Source organism: Arsenicibacter sp. R0_47 (genome assembly GCF_057652235.1).
In genome coordinates this window covers 193855-211371 of record NZ_JBYFCJ010000010.1, presented here as the reverse complement: position 1 = coordinate 211371, position 17517 = coordinate 193855, and the positions used below count along the sequence as shown (strand labels likewise).

Here is a 17517-nt window from a genome sequence, read left to right as displayed (position 1 = left end):
ACCTCAGCACCGCTTTATCGAATCCGAATTGCTTTCACTCACTTATGGAATCAAAATTCGGGATGACTCATGTTTTTTGTAGGGCCCTGCTGCGCTGCGACAGGGCTAGGCCTGACCTGACTGCTACTCTGTGCCAGGGCGGTGCAGCACATCTGCTCCATGACAGGACGATGCATCACATCATCTCCATGACAGGGCGGTGCCCTGCCTTACAGATAATGCCCTTTCAGGGCGTTTTTTGGTCGCTCATCGTCTGCGCTGTGACAGGGCGATGCCCTGCCTTACAGATGGTGCCCTTTCAGGGCGGAAGGGGGCTTTTTCGTCCATAGCCTCAAAATATATGGCGACGTCGAAACGTTTGGGAGGAGAAAGGGCGTTTCTTTGCCTGACTAACCATATTCGCTGATGAAAAACCCGTTTTTCTATATCCTGCTGCTGATTCTGGTCGTGCTCGACGGCTGGCTGATGTCCCATCCCAACCTGATCGGTCGCTTCGGGGTCTGGTTTTATGAGTACAATTACCTGCGAACCTTCCCGCGGGCGGTTGGCACCGTGGCAGCGGTTGTCGGTGTGGCGCTGGTATTGGCGCTGCTGGTGAGCCGGCTGTCCCGCCCCGTGGCGCTGGCCGGTTCGGCCATTTTAGTAACGCTGGGTATCCTGTGGCTGATTCAGAGCGTTCAGCAGTTTACATCCGGCGTCTACAAGCTGACGGGTGCCGGATTCAAAGCCGGTGGCATGCTGCTTCCGGCCCTGGTGGTTGCTGTTTTCGCAAAAAGTTTCTACGACGTTTTCCGGAACCGGGTTAAAAAAGTGTAGGATGAACAACTCCCCGAGGCTTTAAAACCCTCGGGGAGTTAACATGAAGGTACCTGTCCGACAGCTGTCAATTTACCTCGCCGGCGGGCCTGCCACCCGGTTAATCGACGCCAGCACGGTATTGAGATTCTCATAGCTCCCTTTCTCCGTCAGTGCCGACAGGTTCACAAACTTGTCAACCACGCGCCGCTTGTTGTAGATAAGAAGGGTATTCCGGGCATTAGGATTGATCCGGTACAGATAGCTCGTCTGTTTGTCGGTCAGCGACGGCACATACAGCACCGGGAGTTCCCGCAATCCATGCTGTTTTGCAAAAGCCGTCAGTTGCTGCTGTACTTCGGGCAGGGGCCGTTTTTTGGGATTGGTGTAGATCAGAAACGCCTTGAACCGATCGGCACCGCGCCGTTGCATCTGCTTTTCCAGAAACACGGTCAACTGCGCCGCATTGTCCCAATCATCGTCCGACAGCCACGCCATCACCCCTGCGGTCCGGTGACCGTATTTGCACATCGGGCAGGTTTTGGTGCCTTTATCAGGGCCCCACACATGCACCGGATCAAACGCCGGACACTCCTCCCCCACAACCAGCCCCGACGAACGGTTATCGCGGTCATAGGCAGCATGCAGCACCAGATCCCGGTGGCCTTCCGCAACGCCATCCCTGCCTTTCTGCAAGGCTACCCCGCCGTAGCGTACCAGTCCTTCGCGCTGCTCCAGCTTGTACCAATACGAGTCTGTCAGTTGCGGATCGCCGTGAAACACAAAATCACTGATCCAATAGGCGCTATGCCGCATGGGTGCTTTCACGATCGCATGTATATGCGCCGGCGCATCGCGGGTGGGATACATACCGGGCTTGATCGTACTGATTTCGTAACGGCCTTTGGCATCGGTCCGGAGCCACCCGCGCAGGTAGCCGTGCCACCAAGCATACGACCGTTTATCTTCGCTGCCCTGTTTCGGGTAGCGCCCTGCCGCATTGGTATGATACGCATACAGCAGAACACCGGCCGCCGGCGTAACCCCATCCGACAGAAATACGGTGCCGGTCAGCCGGATACGTTGTCCGCGCACGGTATCGGGAGCAATGGTCAGCCGGTGAGACAACCCGGCCGGCAGCTTGTCAAACAGGCAATCGGTGCAGGTTGGCGGCTCATCGGACTGGTTAGTGGACGGTGGCAGAAAGGCCGTCGTGGCCAGCATAGCGAGAAATAAAACGGTTCTTTTCATGGTCAAAACGGGATTTGTCGGTTTTCCTGATCCGCCTTCGGAATCAGCGCCTGACACAAACCAAAGGCCCTGACAAACACGCTGCAACTTTACCCGACCAACTACCTGAATACACGACCAGCCGCATCCGGCCGTTAGTCGATGTTTTCTGTCGTTGGTCGAAAAACTATTGGTGATCAAGCACATGCGCAGATGGCAGCTACACTGAAATCGTTGTATATTCGTAGCATTCAACCCGCATTCCCGCTATGCTCAACCGTTTGCTGACACCCCGTTTTTACTGGCAGGCTGCCTTCTGGGTATTCGTTACGATCATTTTTACCTACGACCGGAAATACCTGTTCCAGAAACTGGCCCTTGGTCAGGTGATCCCATGCATCGTGTTTCGGGTCGGGTTGCTGATGGCCCTTGCCTACTGGCACCTCTATGTGCTGATTCCCCGCTTCTGGCAACAAGGACGCTTTCTGCTCTATGGGCTGACACTAACGTTTTCAGGCGTACTTACGCTGCTGGCACAGGGAGCCTATGACACCTATCTCTACGGCTTTGTGATCGGCGACGAATACCATCAGAACCTGCTGGTGAATCTGCCGTTTAATGTCATTGCGACCGGCTGGTATCTGGTGATCATGCTCCTGCTTAAGCTGGCCCTCGACCGCCTTGACCAACCGGCAGCGCCACAGCCGGTATCCGAAACCATGCCGCAACCGGCTCCCGTAGATACGCCGGACCACATCTGGATTAAATCAGGTACCCGCCGGATTCAGGTTCCGCTGCCCGACATTCTGTTTATTCAGGGCCTGAAAGATTATTCGCTGGTTCATACACCCACCGGCCGGCACATTGCCCAGGGATCCCTTAAAACCATGGAAGCGACTTTGCCACAGGGGTTGTTTATCAGGGTCCACAAGTCATTCATGGTGCCAAAGTCGCGCATCCGGACACTGCGTAACGGACAGATTGAACTACCTGATTTACAGATACCTATCGGCCGTGCCTACCGCAAGGAGGTTGAAAAGCTGATTTAACCGGCACGTTTGCGCAAAAAGCGTATTTTTGAGTGTACCAAAACCGGTTTATGAAAACACTTCTCACCTACTTTATCACGTGCCTGACCCTCGGTTCACTCTGTGCCCAACCCGCCAAACTGCTCCGCCCCGACCGTGTATTCGACGGCGAAGCCATGCACGAAGGGTGGGCGGTGCTGGTTCGGGGCACTAAAATCGAGGCCGTCGGTCCCGCCGGATCGCTCAATGCCGGCGATGCCCGGATAATTGACCTGAAAGGCACTACCCTGTTGCCCGGCATGATCGAAGGCCATTCCCATTTACTCCTGCACCCGTACAACGAAGTGGCCTGGGACGATCAGGTCCTGCGCGAAGCCCGCAGCGAACGGGTGGCCCGCGCCACCGTGCACGCCCGGAACACCCTGCTCGCCGGTTTTACGACCGTCCGCGACCTGGGCACGGAAGGGGCCGATTATGATGATGTCGGACTGAAACAGGCCATCAACAAAGGGGTTATTCCCGGACCACGGATGATCGTGGCTACCCGCGCCCTGATTGCCACCGGCAGTTACGCACCCAAAGGCTTTAGTCCGGACATTACCGTACCGCAGGGGGCCGAGGAGGCCGATGGCCACGATGCCCTGATTCAGGCAGTACGGCGGCAGATCGGCAAGGGTGCCGATGTAATCAAGGTCTATGCCGACTACCGCTGGGGGCTGATGGCCGACGCCCGGCCGACGTACACCCTCGACGAACTCAAACTGATTGTGGAGATCGCCAAAAGCAGCGGGCGGGGCGTCGTGGCCCATGCCGGTACGGCCGAGGGCATGCGCCGCGCGATTCTGGCCGGTTGCGAAACGCTGGAGCACGGCGACACCGGAACACCCGAAATCTTCGCGCTGATGAAGCAGCACGGCACGGCGCTGTGCCCTACCCTAGCCGCCGGTGATGCCATTACGCAGTACCGGGGCTGGAAAAAAGGCGTTGACCCGGAGCCGGAACGCATCAAACAAAAACGGGCGACGTTTAAACAGGCCCTCGACGCAGGGGTAACTATTTGCGCCGGCGGCGATGTCGGGGTGTTTACCCACGGCGATAATGCCCGTGAACTGGAGATGATGGTCGATTACGGTATGAAACCCCTTGAGGTACTAAAATCCGTAACCTCGACCAACGCCGATGTCTTTCACCTGACCGACCGGGGCCGCATCAAAACCGGCCTGCTGGCCGATCTGGTTGCTGTCGACGGTAACCCTGTACAGACCATTAACTCGCTGAAAAAAATCAGGTTAGTACTCAAAGGCGGCGAAGAAATAAAACCCTGATCCATCCCGAAAAAAACCATCCGGTTTTCAAGCCATTCAACCCACATTATGACCGGTCATCCAATGTCGGTCATCTTTTTCACCAAAGTACCTTGCATTGCAAAGTACCTTATACTACCTTTGACCCAGTAAACAACAGATAACTCTTGAATTAATTGCGATTGTGTGATTGAGCGATTGTGTGAAATGGACACGCAAATCAATCACAATTCACTCAATCACACATTCACTAAATTTTTAATCCCCGTAAGCATATGAATATAGAGAACGCACAGGTGCAAATGCGGAAAGGAATCCTGGAATTCTGCATTCTGCACATTATCTCACGGGGCGAGGTGTATGCCTCCGACATGCTGGATGAACTGACCTCAGCCCGGATCATGGTCGTGGAAGGCACGCTCTACCCGCTCCTGACCCGCCTTAAAAATGCCGGGCTGCTCGATTATAAATGGGTGGAATCTACCTCCGGTCCGCCCCGTAAATACTACGTCCTGACCGATCTTGGCCGTACATCGCTTGAGGCGCTGAATGCTACCTGGCTCGAACTGTCTGCCTCGGTTCATGCGATTATCGACAAGACCGATAAACACAAATCAGCGACCAACGGGCATGCCGATGTTGCAGAAAGCGCTTCCCCATCTGATCAGGATCAATCGCTGTCACCTGACGAACCGTCTTCCCTCAACTAACCTAAACGCCTGAAAACGAACGTAGAGTCATGAAAAAGACCATCTCGATAAACATTAGTGGCGTCATCTTCCACATCGAAGAAGACGGTTACGACAAACTCAAAAACTACTTGGCGTCAATTCAGCAGTACTTTTCCGGTTACGAAGACAGTCAGGAAATTGTGACCGACATTGAGAACCGGATCGCTGAAAAATTACTGGCTAAACTCAAAGGCGACAAGCACACAGAGGCAAGGCAAGCCATTACACTGGAAGACGTGAACGAGCTCATCAAAGCTATGGGTACCGTCGCTGATTTTGAGGCCGTTGAGGAAGAAGAAGTGTTTCTGGGCAAAGAGCAGGGCGCTGAAAGCAAGCCGCAGTATGCACAAAACCCGGGACCGGGCACACAAGGCAGTACGCCACCGAACCCTACGCCGTATCCCCCTGGTGCTACGCCTCCGCCACAAGGCCCGCGCCGGATTTTCCGCGACTTACGCCGGAAAACGCTGGGTGGTGTTGCCTCCGGTCTGGCCCACTACTTCAATATTGACCCGGTCTGGGTACGGCTGGTGATGGTGATTCTGGTGATTGGGTTGCCACCGGTATTTGGCCCGCATGGCGGCGGTGAGTTCTTTGGCAGTCTGGCCGGCTTCACGATTATCGCCTACATTGCGATGTGGGTTGCCTTCCCGGGCTCCGAAACGCTTGAAGAAGACAAGTCCATCAAAAAGTTTTACCGCAACCCCGACGATAAAGTACTGGGTGGTATTGCGTCCGGTATCTCAGCCTATTTCGGTATTGACACCGGCGTTGTCCGGCTCCTGTTTGTACTCGGTATTGTCTTGTTCGGCGTTGGTTTCCTCGCCTACATTGTCCTCTGGATCATCTCTCCGGAGGCCAATACACTGACCGAAAAAATGGAAATGAAAGGCCAGCCGATTACGCTGTCGAACATTGAAAACAACGTAAAACGCAGCCTGAACATCAGCGAAACCGCTGAAGAAAATCCGGTAACGAAGCTTCTGTTGTTTCCCTTTCGGGCGATTGCGGTAGTCCTGACAGGTTTAGCGCGGGCATTCGGTCCTTTTCTGAACGGTCTGGTAGCGGTAGTGCGTGTGTTTGTCGGCGTTATTATGCTGATCATCTCGTTTGCTACCATGATTGCGTGTCTGGGCGTTGCCGGTGTAGCCCTGGGTGCCAACCTGGGCAGTGATATGGGCGATCTGGAATTTCCGCTGCGCCTGTTCCGTCAGGATATCGGTACGCCAATGGTATTTGCCGCGCTGGTAGCTGCTATTCTTCCGTGCCTGGCCCTCGGTATTGTCGGCCTGATGCTGATTGCGAAACGGAGCCTTATCAGCCCGCGTACGGCGCTTACCCTGCTGGGTATCTGGATTCTGGCCCTGGTTGTTACATCCGCTACCGTTACGCCGCTGGTTGCCAATTTCCGCCGGCAAGCTACCGTCGAAGAAGAAAAACTGCTGAACATCCCTGTTGCCGTGCCTACGTTCGACATCAATGATGTTGATTCTGACTACGACCAGCGCCCGGATATTGAGCTGATGGGTTACGAAGGAACACAGTATAAATTAATGCAGCGTTTTGAGGCTCACGGCCGCAGCCGCACCGATGCCGAAGCCAATGCCCGCACTATCCGGTATAACTACGTTCAACGTGACTCGGTCCTTCGCTTCGACGATGACATTGACCTGACGCCGAACGCACCGTTCCGTGATCAGGAGCTGCACATGGAACTCTATATCCCGTACGAAAAACCGTTCCGGATGACCAAAGACTTTGCCTACTTCATCCGCAATGAGTTTGGCAACAAGGAACTGGAGCGCATGTCGGAAAGCCTCTGGAAGTTTACCAAGGCCGACGGTCTGGTGTGCATCAACTTCCCGCGTGAACGCAGAGACAACTATGACAACGAAGATAACGACGATCTGGGCGACGTTGCCGACGATGTACAGAATGCCATCGACAATGAACTGGGCGATGACTTCGACCGGCAGGGTGACCACAGCCGCCAGTTTGATGCCCGCGACTTTACCGACATCGATGCATCAGGTGCCTTTGTGATCCGTCTGCAAAAAGGAGATTCGTTTAAAATCGTTGCCGACGGCCGCGAAAAAGACATGGACGATCTGCGCGTGGAAACCGAAGGCGGTGTACTGAAAGTGTCCATGAAACGGGGAAAACTCTTCAGCTGGAACAATTCGCGGGCGGTTGGTCTGACGATCACGATGCCGACCGTAAAAGGCATGAAGCTCACGGGCGCCTCACGGGCCAGCCTGACGGGTTTCGGCAGGCTGAATGATCTGGACATTGACCTGACCGGTGCCAGCCGCGTGGTTGCCGATGCCGATGTAAACACGCTTAAAATTGATCTGACTGGTGCCTCAAAAGCGACGCTGCGTGGGCGTGCCGACAATCTGGAAGCTGACCTGAGCGGTGCCTGCCGCCTCGATGCGACTGAGATGACGATCAACCGCGCCAACATCGACGCCAACGGTGCCAGCCATGCCGAGCTGGGTACGGTCACTAACCTGGACACCGAAACCTCGGGCGCCAGCCGTGTAACCCGCCGCAATCAGTAAGCATACGTTTTAGTAGACGCCTCCGGCCTGTTGCAGGCCGGAGGCATTTTTTTGTGGGGGTCTGTTTGCAGGAGTAAAGGCGTAACTTTCCGGACAATAGCCGTCAAAAGCGTAACTTTGACCAAAACGCGCAAACGTATGTCTACGCAAAATCTGCTGATCCGCTTTGACTGGGCAATGAAGCGGCTGCTCCGGCAAAAATCAAATCATGCTATTCTGGAAGGCTTTCTTTCCGAACTGCTGCGCGATGATATTAAAATCGAGCAAATCCTCGAAAGTGAATCGAATCAGGATACCGGTGATGATAAATTTAACCGGGTTGACATTCTGGCATTAAATGCCCGGCAGGAGTTAATCATCATTGAAGTACAGAATAGCCGCCAGGTCGATTATTTCCAGCGGATGTTATATGGTGTGTCAAAAGCCACGATTGAACATTTATCTGTAGGTGAACCTTACCGTAATATCAAAAAAGTCTATTCCGTCAATATCGTTTATTTTGACCTTGGACAAGGACAGGATTATGTTTATCACGGCAAAACCGAATTCATCGGTGTTCACAACGGTGACACGCTGAGTTTGTCTGACAGACAAAAGGAGCTATTTGAAAAAGATGCGTTGTTCCGGCTTTTTCCGGAATACTATGTACTTAAAATCAACAACTTCAATGATAAAGCCCATGACTCACTGGACGAATGGATCTATTACCTGAAAAATAATGAGATACCACAGGGGGCAAGTGCCCGCGGGCTTAAGGAAGTTGATGCTTTTTTGCGTGTACAAGCCCTTAATGATGCTGATCGTTCTGACTATTACCGCCAAATGGAAAACCGTCGTCTGGAAGTTAGTCTTCTGGATACGGCCCGTATAGAAGGACGCGCGCTGGGAGAGAAAGAAAGTAAAGAAGAAATTGCCCTGAAAATGAAACACAAAGGTTTTGATAATAAGACCATCGCCGATCTCACAGGGTTGTCAGAAGGGGACGTTGCCCGATTATGATTTGACATTCACACCCCAAACCGCACAGAAAATCACCAATGCTGTGCCATCACTAATTTTCTGTGCGGTTTTCCTTTACACAGGCCGTGCTTTTTCCTTACTTTGTAATTCTTCAAAGGACACAGCCGATATGCAACCAATCTACTTCGTTAACCTCCCACCCCAGCAACAGCTTGATATGCTGTACTACAAGGGTAACCTGCTGGCTAACCGCTACGGAGACCGGGATATCTTCCTGCTTTACAGCCTTAACGACTTCTTTGTAGAGCTGCGCTACGACGGTTTTACCAACGAGTTTCTCCAGGCAACCGCCTTCCGGGCCAGCGATGAACGGCTCGAACAATACCTCCCCTACCTGTCGCCGATTGACCTCGAATAAGTACTGACCAATACCCAACAACAAGCCCCCGCTGTCTCTCGATAACGGGGGCTTTGCATTTGATAACGTATGGGCTTTATTCAACCCAGAGCACAAGCCCTTTCAGATAACCGCCTTCCGGATGAAACAGGCTGACAGGGTGATCGGCGGGCTGACTCAGATGGTGCAGTACGCGCACCTGCCGGCCTGCCTCAATAGCCGCTGCCACAACCGTGTTATAAAACAACCCGCGGTCGACCACCTGCGAGCAGGAGAACGTAAACAGGATACCGCCCTTCGCCACACGCTTCAGCCCTTCGGCATTTAAGCGTTTATAGCCCTGCACCGCCCGATGCTTCGCCGACAGGCTTTTGGCGTAGGCCGGCGGGTCAAGCACAACCACATCGTATTGCTGGTTATGGGCTTTGAGATACTTCATTACATCTTCGGCATAGGCCTCGTGGTTGGCAGCCTCCCCGAAATTGGCCGCCACGTTGCGGTTCGTCAGGTCAATCGCCTTCTGCGATACATCGACCGAATGCACCTGCGCCGCACCGGCTTTCAGCGCATACACCGAAAAACCGCCTGAATAGCAGAACGCATTCAGCACCTGCTTACCCGACGCATACCGTGCCAGCAACGCGCGGTTGTCGCGCTGATCGAGGAAAAAGCCGGTTTTCTGACCCGTTACCCAGTCAATCAGGAAGGTATGGCCGTTTTCCTGTACGGCATGAGGCGTTTCGCAGTGGCCAAACAGAAAGCCGTTCTGCACCGTCTGTCCGTACTTATCCGGCAAGGTCTCAGCGCTTTTGTCATAAATTGCTTTCAGCTCCGTACCAAACACCCGCTGCAACGCTTCGACAATGACATCGCGGTCGCGGTGCATACCAATCGAGTGCGCCTGAAACACGGCCACGCCGTTATACATATCGATTATGAGGCCCGAACAGCCATCGCCTTCACCATGAACGAGCCGGAAACAGTTGGTGTCACCCATGGCTGAGCCCGGTGCAAAAATCCCCCGCCGGACATCCAGAATCAGGCCTAGTTTTTCGGTCCAGTAATCAACGTCAGGCACGATGCGTCCGCCGTCGATGCTGCCAAACGAAAACAACCGGACAGCGATACTACCATCGTGGTAATGGCCCATGCCGATGTAGTTGCCGTGGCGGTCGAGTACTTCTACACAGATACCATCTGCCAGATCGCCGTCGTAGCGACCGATTGCCCCCGAAAACACCCAGGGATGAAACCGCCGGACCGCTTCGTCGCGGCCCTTTTGTAAATATATTTTTGCCTGCTGCATTACGCGTTTTTCCAAAAAGAACGCAAAGTTAACGACACATTACCAGATCACTATACTACCAGCCGAATATCGGCGTTGAGATACGGGATAAATCTGCCGGCCCACACACACATATTGGGCTCTGAAGCGCAGGCAAAATTGGCCGGAAGTGCTCATAAACCGGAGATTGTTCCGTTCTTTGTAATGAATACATTAACCTTTACAACGCTTTATGCAGATTAATCGACGCGATTTCCTTGTTCGGGCCGGTTTGTTTACCGCCGGTGCCGTTACCCTTGGCCACACTACATCACTGGGTGGTACCTTTAAAGACTTTGGCCTTCAGTTATACAGTGTGCGGGATGTGTTGCCGAAAGACCCGAAAGGCATCATGACCCAGCTGGCGCAGATGGGCTACAAGAAATTTGAAAGCTACGGCGGCCCGCAAGGGTTCCTGTGGGGTATGTCGCCGAAAGAGATCCGGTCGTTTCTGGACGGACTGGGCGTGAAAATGGTCAGTACCCACTTCGACATGAACAAAGACCTCGACAAAAGCATTGCCGATGCGAAGGAAGCCGGTCTGTCGTACCTGTTGTGCCCGTATATCGGCCCCCAGAAGTCAATGGATGACTGGAAGCGCATTGCCGAAAAATTCAATACGGTCGGCGAGCAGGTGACAAAGGCAGGTCTGAAATTTGGCTACCACAACCACGATTATTCGTTCAAAACGGTTGACGGCCAGCTGCCGCAGGAATATCTGCTGGAAAACACAAATCCTAAAAACGTGATGTTTGAGCTGGATATGTGCTGGATTGATGCCGCCGGTCAGGATCCGATTGCGCACCTTCGGAAGTATGGTAAGCGCTACGAGCTATGCCACATTAAAGATTATAACCGGACGGGTAACAAGATCACGCAAAGCGATCTGGGCAAGGGTCAGGTGAACTATAAGGCAATTCTGGCTTACGCCAAAGACTTCACCAACATTAAGCATTATCTGGTGGAGCAGGAAGAATACCCTGAGTCGTCGATGATCAGCCTCAAAAACGACGCTGAGTACATGAAGACATTGACGGTCTAGGACTGTGATTAACATGATTGAATGACTGACTATGATTATTGACTGTGATTAAAGTGATTACGCTGATAGACTATGATTTTTAAAAGAGATTGAAAAAGACTCTCAAAAATCATGTTCGTCTGCGTAATCAAAAAAATCATAGCCACTAATCATAGTCAGTCATTTAATCATTCAAATCATAGTCCTAGGGGAATTTCGGGAATTTGCTGAAGTCGGGTTTCCGCTTCTCCAGGAATGCGTTTTTACCTTCTTTCGCTTCCTCTGACAGGTAATACAGCAACGTCGCATCGCCGGCCAGCTGCTGAATACCGGCCTGTCCGTCAAGCTCAGCGTTGAAAGCAGCTTTCAGCATCCGGAGCGCAATCGGGCTCTTTTCCAGCATCTTCCGGCACCAGTCCAGCGTCACGTCTTCCAGCTGATCGAGCGGCACTACCTTGTTGACCAGCCCCATATCCAGCGCTTCCTGCGCATTGTACTGATCACACAGATACCAGATTTCGCGGGCTTTCTTCTGACCAACCACCCGTGCCAGATACGACGCACCGAAACCACCGTCGAAACTGCCCACTTTCGGGCCGGTCTGACCGAAACGTGCATTTTCAGCTGCAATCGAGATGTCGCATACTACGTGCAGTACATGGCCGCCACCGATGGCATAGCCTGCCACCATGGCAATCACCGGCTTCGGAATCCGGCGGATCTGCATCTGCAGGTCCAGTACGTTCAGGCGGGGCACCTGATCTTCGCCGATATAACCGCCGTGACCACGCACCGACTGATCACCGCCGCTACAGAATGCATCGGGGCCTTCGCCGGTCAGAATCACCACGCCCACGCGCTCGTCCTGCCGCGCCAGCTCCATCGCTTCCGACATCTCCCTGACCGTCAGCGGCGTAAATGCGTTACGCTTGTGCGGGCGGTTAATGGTGATTTTGGCTACGCCTTCAAAAAATTCAAATTTAATCTCGCGGTACTCCTTAATCGGTTCCCAGGGGTATTTGCTCTGCATATTGCTATTGCGTGAATTGTGATTGAGCGAATGAGTGAATCGTGAATGAGAGCGGTACAATTCGCTCATTCACTAAATCGCCCAATCACTCATTAGTATAATCAGTTTCGTGATAAAATACGTCCCAGGTGTGGTCGGCCATCATGCGGACGGTGGCCATGCAGCGTTCGAAGGGGAATTTGCGGCCCCACTCGTTCGGCGCAATCATCGACAACACATCGGTTCCGTTTTTGCGCAGGTAAAAGTAATAGGTTTGGCCCACAATCGGCTCAAATCCCATCTGGGCATTGTAGATACGCTCCGAGACTTCAACCCGATTGCGGATCGCCGTTGCCTGCTCGGCCAGAAGCTGCATTTGCTTATAGAGCTGCGCCAGCTGAAGGTCAGTCTGTTCGCGCATAGCCGTTACGGCACGGCCTTTGATTTTGCCTTTGTCTTCCGGCTTGATTACGGCGCTGCCGGCCGTGTGTGCATACTCAAGCAAACCCGGCGAATCCGTCACCTTGTCCGGTGAGATAGGATTTATAACTTTTGCTTCTTCCATACGTTACTGCTAAACAGTCCCGACCGGTGCTTTGTTCTGTTCCTGAAAAACAGACTTGCAAAACGCGTCAGGTTTAGTCATCTTGCTGCAAAAATACATTACCCACATGGAAGCTACTACAACAACAATGGATCGCCACGAGTTTTTCCGGCTGGTAGGCACCAGTGTCGGAGCCATTATGCTGTCACGCTGTCTGGCAGGCTGTACCAAAAGCAACGGAGCTGACCCCACACCGGCGGGTGCGGTAGACTTCACCATCAGCCTGAACGACAACAAATATGCGAATCTGAATCAGAAAGGGGGCTATGTGTATAACAACGGGGTTATTATCGCCCGTACGCAGGCCGATCAGCTGATTGCCGTGTCGTCAGCCTGTACGCACGAAGGGACACTGATTACGTTCCAGAGCGCCAGCAACCGCTTCTACTGCGCCAACCACGGTTCGGCATTTGACACCGATGGTAAAGTTATAAACAGCCCCGCCACCCGCGCCCTAACGAAGTATAATGTTCTGGCAGACAAAACGGCCGGCTCAGTACGGGTGTATAGTTAGTCAGGTATGTTTCTCCCCACCGATCCGGCCCGATGGCCCGCTCCCGCAACTGCTTACGAAGCCGAAGCCATCCGCTTCTGCGAAGCCTGGCTAAGCGGACAGGAGACATTTGTGCTGCACACTTCCGGCTCAACCGGTACGCCCAAACCGATTACACTTACCCGCACGCAGATGCAGGCAAGTGCACACCTTACCGGCCAAACCTTCGGGCTACAGGCCGGTGATCACGCACTCGTGTGCCTCAACATCCGGTACATTGCGGGGGTAATGATGCTCGTGCGCGGACTGGAACTTGGCCTGCCGATGACCATTCTCGAACCGTCGGGTAATCCGCTGAATGGGCTGCATCCGGCAACCCCGCTTGCCTTTACAGCCCTGGTGCCGTTGCAGCTACAGGCGATTCTGGACCAGCAGGACCCCACCCAGCCGGCGATTCTGAACGGCATGAAAGCCATCCTGGTCGGCGGAGTGGCAACAAGCCCGGCGCTGGAACAGGCCCTGCAAATCATTACGGCACCGGTCTTCGCTACCTACGGCATGACTGAGACCGTTTCTCACATTGCCGTCCGCCAACTCAACGGCCCGCAGGCAACCGATTACTTCACGGCCCTTACCGGCGTAGCAATCGGGACCGACGACCGTGGCTGTCTGCATATCACGGCAGCCGCCAGCAACTTTGAGCGGGTGCAGACCAACGATGTCGCTGAGTTTCTGACCGATCCACCCTACCGTACCTTCCGCATCGTGGGTCGCGCCGATTCGGTCATTAACAGCGGAGGGGTGAAAATCCAGCCCGAAAAGGTCGAACGAATTATGCAGCAGCAACTGGCCGGCTATCAGTTGAATCCGCGGTTGTTTGTAGCCGGTATGCCCGACGAACGGTTAGGCCAGCAACTGGTGGCGGTTGTGGAAGGAACAGTAGTACCGGATGATGTCTGGCAGGCAGTGCAGCAGGCTATCCGCGGGCAGCTTGGCCCTTATCATGTGCCTAAAAAACTGATGACTACTGGCCGGTTTGCCGAAACACCGACCGGCAAAATTGACCGGAAGCAAACCTTGTCGTTTTTGAGCGGACAGGCATAAAAAAAGCCTGACGCTGAGCATCAGGCCGGTGTATAATCAGAAAATGGCGCCCGCCACTTTCATAATATTATCGGATTTCCCCATGGTATAGAAATGCAGCACCGGTGCTCCGCCAGCCACCAGCTCGCGGCATTGCTGAATACACCATTCTATACCGGCTTCACGGGCCTGCGCATCGCTCTCACAGACCTCGACCGATTTCACAAGATCGTCAGGCAGGTCGAGGTGGAAAATACGCGGCAATACGCTCAGTTGCTTTCGTGTACTCAACGGCTTCAGTCCCGGAATAATCGGAATGGTAATCCCCATCGAACGGCACTTATCGACAAAGGCAAAGTACTTCTGATTATCGAAAAACATTTGCGTTACGATATAATCAGCGCCTTTTTCCACCTTCTGTTTCAGGTACTCCATATCCGTGTCGAAGTCAATCGCTTCGAGGTGTTTTTCCGGATAAGCCGCGACCCCGATGCAGAAATTGCTCGGTGCCAGCGCCGTCTCGCCTTCGTGGAGGTACGACCCGTGATTCATGTGCACCACCTGCTCCACCAGTTCGCTGGCGTACGAATAGCCGTTTTCTTTCGGCTTAAAGGTACTGAACGGCTTGGCCGGATCACCGCGCAGCACCAGCACATTGTCGATGCCCAGGTAATGCAGGTCGATCAGAAAATCTTCGGTTTCGTCGCGGGTAAAACCGCCACACAACACATGCGGTACCGGATCAACGTTGAAGCGGTGCATGATGGCCGAACAGATACCGACCGTTCCGGGACGTTTCCGGGTAATGATGCGTTTGATGGTACCATCGGGCATCGGCCGCTCGATGTATTCCTCACGGTGGTAGGTTACGTCGATAAACGGCGGTTTAAACTCCATCAACGGCTCAATGTTGTCCAGCAGATTTTTCAGGTTGTCCCCCTTGATCGGCGGGATGACCTCAATCGAAAAAATAGGCTTACCGTTGGCGTTACGGATATGTTCAGTAATTTTTGTCATCGCGCCGCAAAGTTAACGATAAACCGGCACGTAGCGTACATAGACGCCACTCGCCTGCCCGCTCGCCCACGGCGCCACGGATACCTGCCGCCTGCCAGTTCGCTGATGCAGCTTAGGTACCAGCCACCCCATTACTGACCCGAATGCGGCACCCGCTACCAGATCGGCCGGGAAGTGCTGGCCGGCTTTGTACCGCAGTAAACCCGTTCCGGTCGCCAATACCAGCGAGCTACCCCAGACCAGCGGCTTCAGCCGCGAATCGGGATAAACGTGGCTAAAAACAGTAGAAGCAAAAACGGCAGCAGCAAAGGCATTCGTCGTATGGCCCGAAAAAAACGAGCGGCGGGCATCCTTACTCATTTTCTCCGCCAGCGGAACCGCAGGGTTGTACACATACGGACGGGTTTCCTGCGCCATATTTTTGACCGATCGCTGTATTCCGTTCGCCAGCAAAGCCGTCTCCAGAAACATAACCGGAATGGTAGCCCACCCCTTCCGGCTCAGCGTTGGCAAAGCCACCAGTCCCGTTATTCCGACTGTTCCCAGAAACGTAAGATCGCTCAGGCGGTCAGCCGCAGGGGACCACTGATAAGTCGCATTACGGTTAACTGATGATAGTTGCGAACGCTGCAATGCCTGAATAGCCTGCGGTGTGAGCGGATCAAGCGTCTGTCCTGCTACCAGTGACACTACACCGGTTGCGGCACCCGCTCCGAACAGGGCTATTTCTCTGCTGGTTTTCAGCCGGTAAACCGAGTCTACCTGCTGCGCCAATGCCGGTACCATTAGCCACAGGCTTAGTAGCCAGAGGCATGACAGCCGGAGGCACAATGATCTGATTGTCAAAATACTTCTTTTTTAAGTTTATCAATGGATGCCTGCTGTGTCCGCGCAAAGTGATTGCGTTCGGCGACTTCCGACAGCAGGGTATTAGGGGGATAGACCGAATGACGGGCATAGCTCTCGGCATATAGTTCAAACCGCTGACGGGCGAGAATATTGCCCTGCCCCGTACGCTGACGCTGCATCCGTAAGGCATTCAGGTCAATGTCGGCATGAGCAGCCAGGCTTTCGCCGGCACCGGCTTCGGCCAGCACCTGACCGCGCGGATCAATTACCACCGAACCGCCCCCGTAGGTTTGTTCCGGCAACAGCCCGCCGGTCCAACCGCCCGCGTTGGCAGACACCACATAGGCCATATTTTCGGCCGCACGCGCCGGTTTGGCCACCCGCCTCGCCGTCAGCTGCGGACTGTATACATCGGCTGTACTGTGCAGCAACACCTCCGCCCCGCGCATGGTCAGGCAGCGGGCTACCTCCGGATACGCAATATCTTCGCCCGAAATACAGGCCAGGTTACCGATATTGGTTTTAACAACGGGGAAAACCGAGTCGTAGCCGTACGCTTCCAGGTAATAGGCCCAGACATCGTGCGGTGTCGGCGAATACGACGAATTCAGCTGCCGGTAGCGCAGCATGAGGTCGCCGTTCGGCCCCATGATGAAGCTCGTTTTAAAGTACAGATCCGGAAAATGCGGGTCGATTTCGTAAACGTTGCCGGAAAAATAAAGCTGCAGGCGCTGCACCATACCGCTGATCGCTTCATACACCCGGCCGTCGATTTCGAGTGCGGCCTTATCGCGCCACTCTACCAGCGTTTCGGTGACGGGCGCGCCGCTCAGGAAGTTTTCCGGCATCACGACCAGCGTAACATCGCGTCCGATATGGTCGATACTCGCCGAAAGCTGCCGTTCTATCCGGTCAAGCGATGCCAGCATGGTCGCTTCGGCGTCGTCGCGGTCAGCACACGCGTTTACCGCCCGACAGTTTGTCTGAAATGCAAGGGTTTTATACATGATGATAGTGAAGGTGAGCGATAAGTTCATCCCTACCGCAAACATAAAGAACTTCCTTTGCCCGTTTATGGTTTTCTGGTTGTTTTACCACAAACAATTAGCTA

17 protein-coding genes are annotated in these 17517 nt (G+C 53.8%); 10 read left to right on the top strand and 7 right to left on the bottom strand.

Annotated elements, in window-relative coordinates; genetic code table 11:
* The first annotated feature begins 405 nt into the window (after nucleotides 1–405).
* Entirely contained in the window at nucleotides 406–816 is a 411-nt protein-coding gene (locus AC23NW_RS18550; protein WP_487451164.1) for a hypothetical protein, read from the top strand.
* A 72-nt stretch (nucleotides 817–888) separates the two neighbouring features.
* Here the strand turns inward: AC23NW_RS18550 and AC23NW_RS18545 are convergent, their stop codons facing one another.
* Nucleotides 889–2046, bottom strand: coding sequence for a dioxygenase family protein (locus AC23NW_RS18545; protein ID WP_487451163.1), 1158 nt, complete (start codon nucleotides 2044–2046; stop codon nucleotides 889–891).
* Between the two features lie 248 nt (nucleotides 2047–2294).
* Between AC23NW_RS18545 and AC23NW_RS18540 the strand changes: the two genes are divergently transcribed.
* The 6 genes from AC23NW_RS18540 to AC23NW_RS18515 all read left to right on the top strand — a co-directional run bounded on the left by AC23NW_RS18540 (nucleotide 2295) and on the right by AC23NW_RS18515 (nucleotide 9027).
* The gene (locus AC23NW_RS18540) at nucleotides 2295–3074 is read left to right on the top strand and encodes a LytR/AlgR family response regulator transcription factor (RefSeq protein WP_487451162.1); all 780 of its coding nucleotides are present in this window, start codon (nucleotides 2295–2297) and stop codon (nucleotides 3072–3074) included.
* A 50-nt stretch (nucleotides 3075–3124) separates the two neighbouring features.
* Complete coding sequence (locus AC23NW_RS18535; RefSeq protein ID WP_487451161.1) at nucleotides 3125–4378, top strand: metal-dependent hydrolase family protein; 1254 nt, start codon at nucleotides 3125–3127, stop codon at nucleotides 4376–4378.
* Nucleotides 4379–4632: 254 nt separating this feature from the next.
* On the top strand, nucleotides 4633–5067 hold the full coding sequence (locus AC23NW_RS18530) for a PadR family transcriptional regulator (protein ID WP_293839799.1): 435 nt from the start codon (nucleotides 4633–4635) through the stop codon (nucleotides 5065–5067).
* Nucleotides 5068–5096: 29 nt separating this feature from the next.
* A complete protein-coding gene (locus AC23NW_RS18525; RefSeq protein WP_293839801.1) occupies nucleotides 5097–7649 on the top strand; it encodes a GIN domain-containing protein in 2553 nt (850 codons plus the stop codon).
* A gap of 177 nt (nucleotides 7650–7826) precedes the next feature.
* Complete coding sequence (locus AC23NW_RS18520; RefSeq protein ID WP_487451160.1) at nucleotides 7827–8648, top strand: Rpn family recombination-promoting nuclease/putative transposase; 822 nt, start codon at nucleotides 7827–7829, stop codon at nucleotides 8646–8648.
* A 130-nt stretch (nucleotides 8649–8778) separates the two neighbouring features.
* Complete coding sequence (locus AC23NW_RS18515) at nucleotides 8779–9027, top strand: hypothetical protein (RefSeq protein WP_487451159.1); 249 nt, start codon at nucleotides 8779–8781, stop codon at nucleotides 9025–9027.
* Between the two features lie 76 nt (nucleotides 9028–9103).
* On the opposite strand, the gene AC23NW_RS18510 is transcribed toward AC23NW_RS18515, so the two are convergent.
* Entirely contained in the window at nucleotides 9104–10312 is a 1209-nt protein-coding gene (locus AC23NW_RS18510) for a class I SAM-dependent rRNA methyltransferase (RefSeq protein ID WP_487451171.1), read from the bottom strand.
* A gap of 217 nt (nucleotides 10313–10529) precedes the next feature.
* On the opposite strand from AC23NW_RS18510, the gene AC23NW_RS18505 reads away from it, so the two are divergent.
* Nucleotides 10530–11372: a sugar phosphate isomerase/epimerase family protein gene (locus tag AC23NW_RS18505; RefSeq protein ID WP_293845245.1), complete on the top strand. Its 843-nt coding sequence runs from the start codon at nucleotides 10530–10532 to the stop codon at nucleotides 11370–11372.
* A gap of 184 nt (nucleotides 11373–11556) precedes the next feature.
* Here AC23NW_RS18505 and menB read toward each other — a convergent pair whose 3' ends face one another.
* Entirely contained in the window at nucleotides 11557–12381 is an 825-nt protein-coding gene (gene menB / locus AC23NW_RS18500; RefSeq protein WP_293845239.1) for a 1,4-dihydroxy-2-naphthoyl-CoA synthase, read from the bottom strand.
* An 85-nt stretch (nucleotides 12382–12466) separates the two neighbouring features.
* Nucleotides 12467–12925 (bottom strand): DUF2452 domain-containing protein, encoded by a 459-nt coding sequence (locus tag AC23NW_RS18495; RefSeq protein WP_293845236.1) that lies wholly within the window; start codon nucleotides 12923–12925, stop codon nucleotides 12467–12469.
* A 106-nt stretch (nucleotides 12926–13031) separates the two neighbouring features.
* On the opposite strand from AC23NW_RS18495, the gene AC23NW_RS18490 reads away from it, so the two are divergent.
* Both AC23NW_RS18490 and AC23NW_RS18485 read left to right on the top strand, forming a co-directional pair.
* A complete protein-coding gene (locus AC23NW_RS18490) occupies nucleotides 13032–13478 on the top strand; it encodes a QcrA and Rieske domain-containing protein (RefSeq protein ID WP_293845233.1) in 447 nt (148 codons plus the stop codon).
* A 6-nt stretch (nucleotides 13479–13484) separates the two neighbouring features.
* Nucleotides 13485–14561 carry an AMP-binding protein gene (locus AC23NW_RS18485; protein WP_487451158.1) on the top strand — a complete coding sequence of 359 codons (1077 nt, stop codon included), beginning with the start codon at nucleotides 13485–13487 and terminating at the stop codon, nucleotides 14559–14561.
* A gap of 36 nt (nucleotides 14562–14597) precedes the next feature.
* On the opposite strand, the gene metF is transcribed toward AC23NW_RS18485, so the two are convergent.
* From metF to AC23NW_RS18470, 3 genes are read right to left on the bottom strand one after another with little or no spacing between them, the layout of a single operon-like run.
* Nucleotides 14598–15557, bottom strand: coding sequence for a methylenetetrahydrofolate reductase [NAD(P)H] (metF, locus tag AC23NW_RS18480; RefSeq protein WP_487451157.1), 960 nt, complete (start codon nucleotides 15555–15557; stop codon nucleotides 14598–14600).
* 12 nt (nucleotides 15558–15569) lie between these two features.
* Entirely contained in the window at nucleotides 15570–16403 is an 834-nt protein-coding gene (locus AC23NW_RS18475) for a phosphatase PAP2 family protein (RefSeq protein WP_487451156.1), read from the bottom strand.
* Complete coding sequence (locus AC23NW_RS18470) at nucleotides 16400–17413, bottom strand: nitrilase-related carbon-nitrogen hydrolase (protein ID WP_487451154.1); 1014 nt, start codon at nucleotides 17411–17413, stop codon at nucleotides 16400–16402. The genes AC23NW_RS18475 and AC23NW_RS18470 overlap by 4 nt, the downstream gene beginning before the upstream one ends.
* Nucleotides 17414–17517: the final 104 nt, after the last annotated feature.

Excerpts from the sequence above, each read along its gene's own strand:
- AC23NW_RS18550 (WP_487451164.1), top strand. The coding sequence starts at position 406 with ATGAAAAACCCGTTTTTCTATATCCTGCTGCTGATTCTGGTCGTGCTC.
- AC23NW_RS18545 (WP_487451163.1), bottom strand. The coding sequence starts at position 2,046 with ATGAAAAGAACCGTTTTATTTCTCGCTATGCTGGCCACGACGGCCTTT.
- AC23NW_RS18540 (WP_487451162.1), top strand. The coding sequence starts at position 2,295 with ATGCTCAACCGTTTGCTGACACCCCGTTTTTACTGGCAGGCTGCCTTC.
- AC23NW_RS18535 (WP_487451161.1), top strand. The coding sequence starts at position 3,125 with ATGAAAACACTTCTCACCTACTTTATCACGTGCCTGACCCTCGGTTCA.
- AC23NW_RS18530 (WP_293839799.1), top strand. The coding sequence starts at position 4,633 with ATGAATATAGAGAACGCACAGGTGCAAATGCGGAAAGGAATCCTGGAA.
- AC23NW_RS18525 (WP_293839801.1), top strand. The coding sequence starts at position 5,097 with ATGAAAAAGACCATCTCGATAAACATTAGTGGCGTCATCTTCCACATC.
- AC23NW_RS18520 (WP_487451160.1), top strand. The coding sequence starts at position 7,827 with ATGAAGCGGCTGCTCCGGCAAAAATCAAATCATGCTATTCTGGAAGGC.
- AC23NW_RS18515 (WP_487451159.1), top strand. The coding sequence starts at position 8,779 with ATGCAACCAATCTACTTCGTTAACCTCCCACCCCAGCAACAGCTTGAT.
- AC23NW_RS18510 (WP_487451171.1), bottom strand. The coding sequence starts at position 10,312 with ATGCAGCAGGCAAAAATATATTTACAAAAGGGCCGCGACGAAGCGGTC.
- menB (WP_293845239.1), bottom strand. The coding sequence starts at position 12,381 with ATGCAGAGCAAATACCCCTGGGAACCGATTAAGGAGTACCGCGAGATT.
- AC23NW_RS18495 (WP_293845236.1), bottom strand. The coding sequence starts at position 12,925 with ATGGAAGAAGCAAAAGTTATAAATCCTATCTCACCGGACAAGGTGACG.
- AC23NW_RS18490 (WP_293845233.1), top strand. The coding sequence starts at position 13,032 with ATGGAAGCTACTACAACAACAATGGATCGCCACGAGTTTTTCCGGCTG.
- AC23NW_RS18485 (WP_487451158.1), top strand. The coding sequence starts at position 13,485 with ATGTTTCTCCCCACCGATCCGGCCCGATGGCCCGCTCCCGCAACTGCT.
- metF (WP_487451157.1), bottom strand. The coding sequence starts at position 15,557 with ATGACAAAAATTACTGAACATATCCGTAACGCCAACGGTAAGCCTATT.
- AC23NW_RS18470 (WP_487451154.1), bottom strand. The coding sequence starts at position 17,413 with ATGTATAAAACCCTTGCATTTCAGACAAACTGTCGGGCGGTAAACGCG.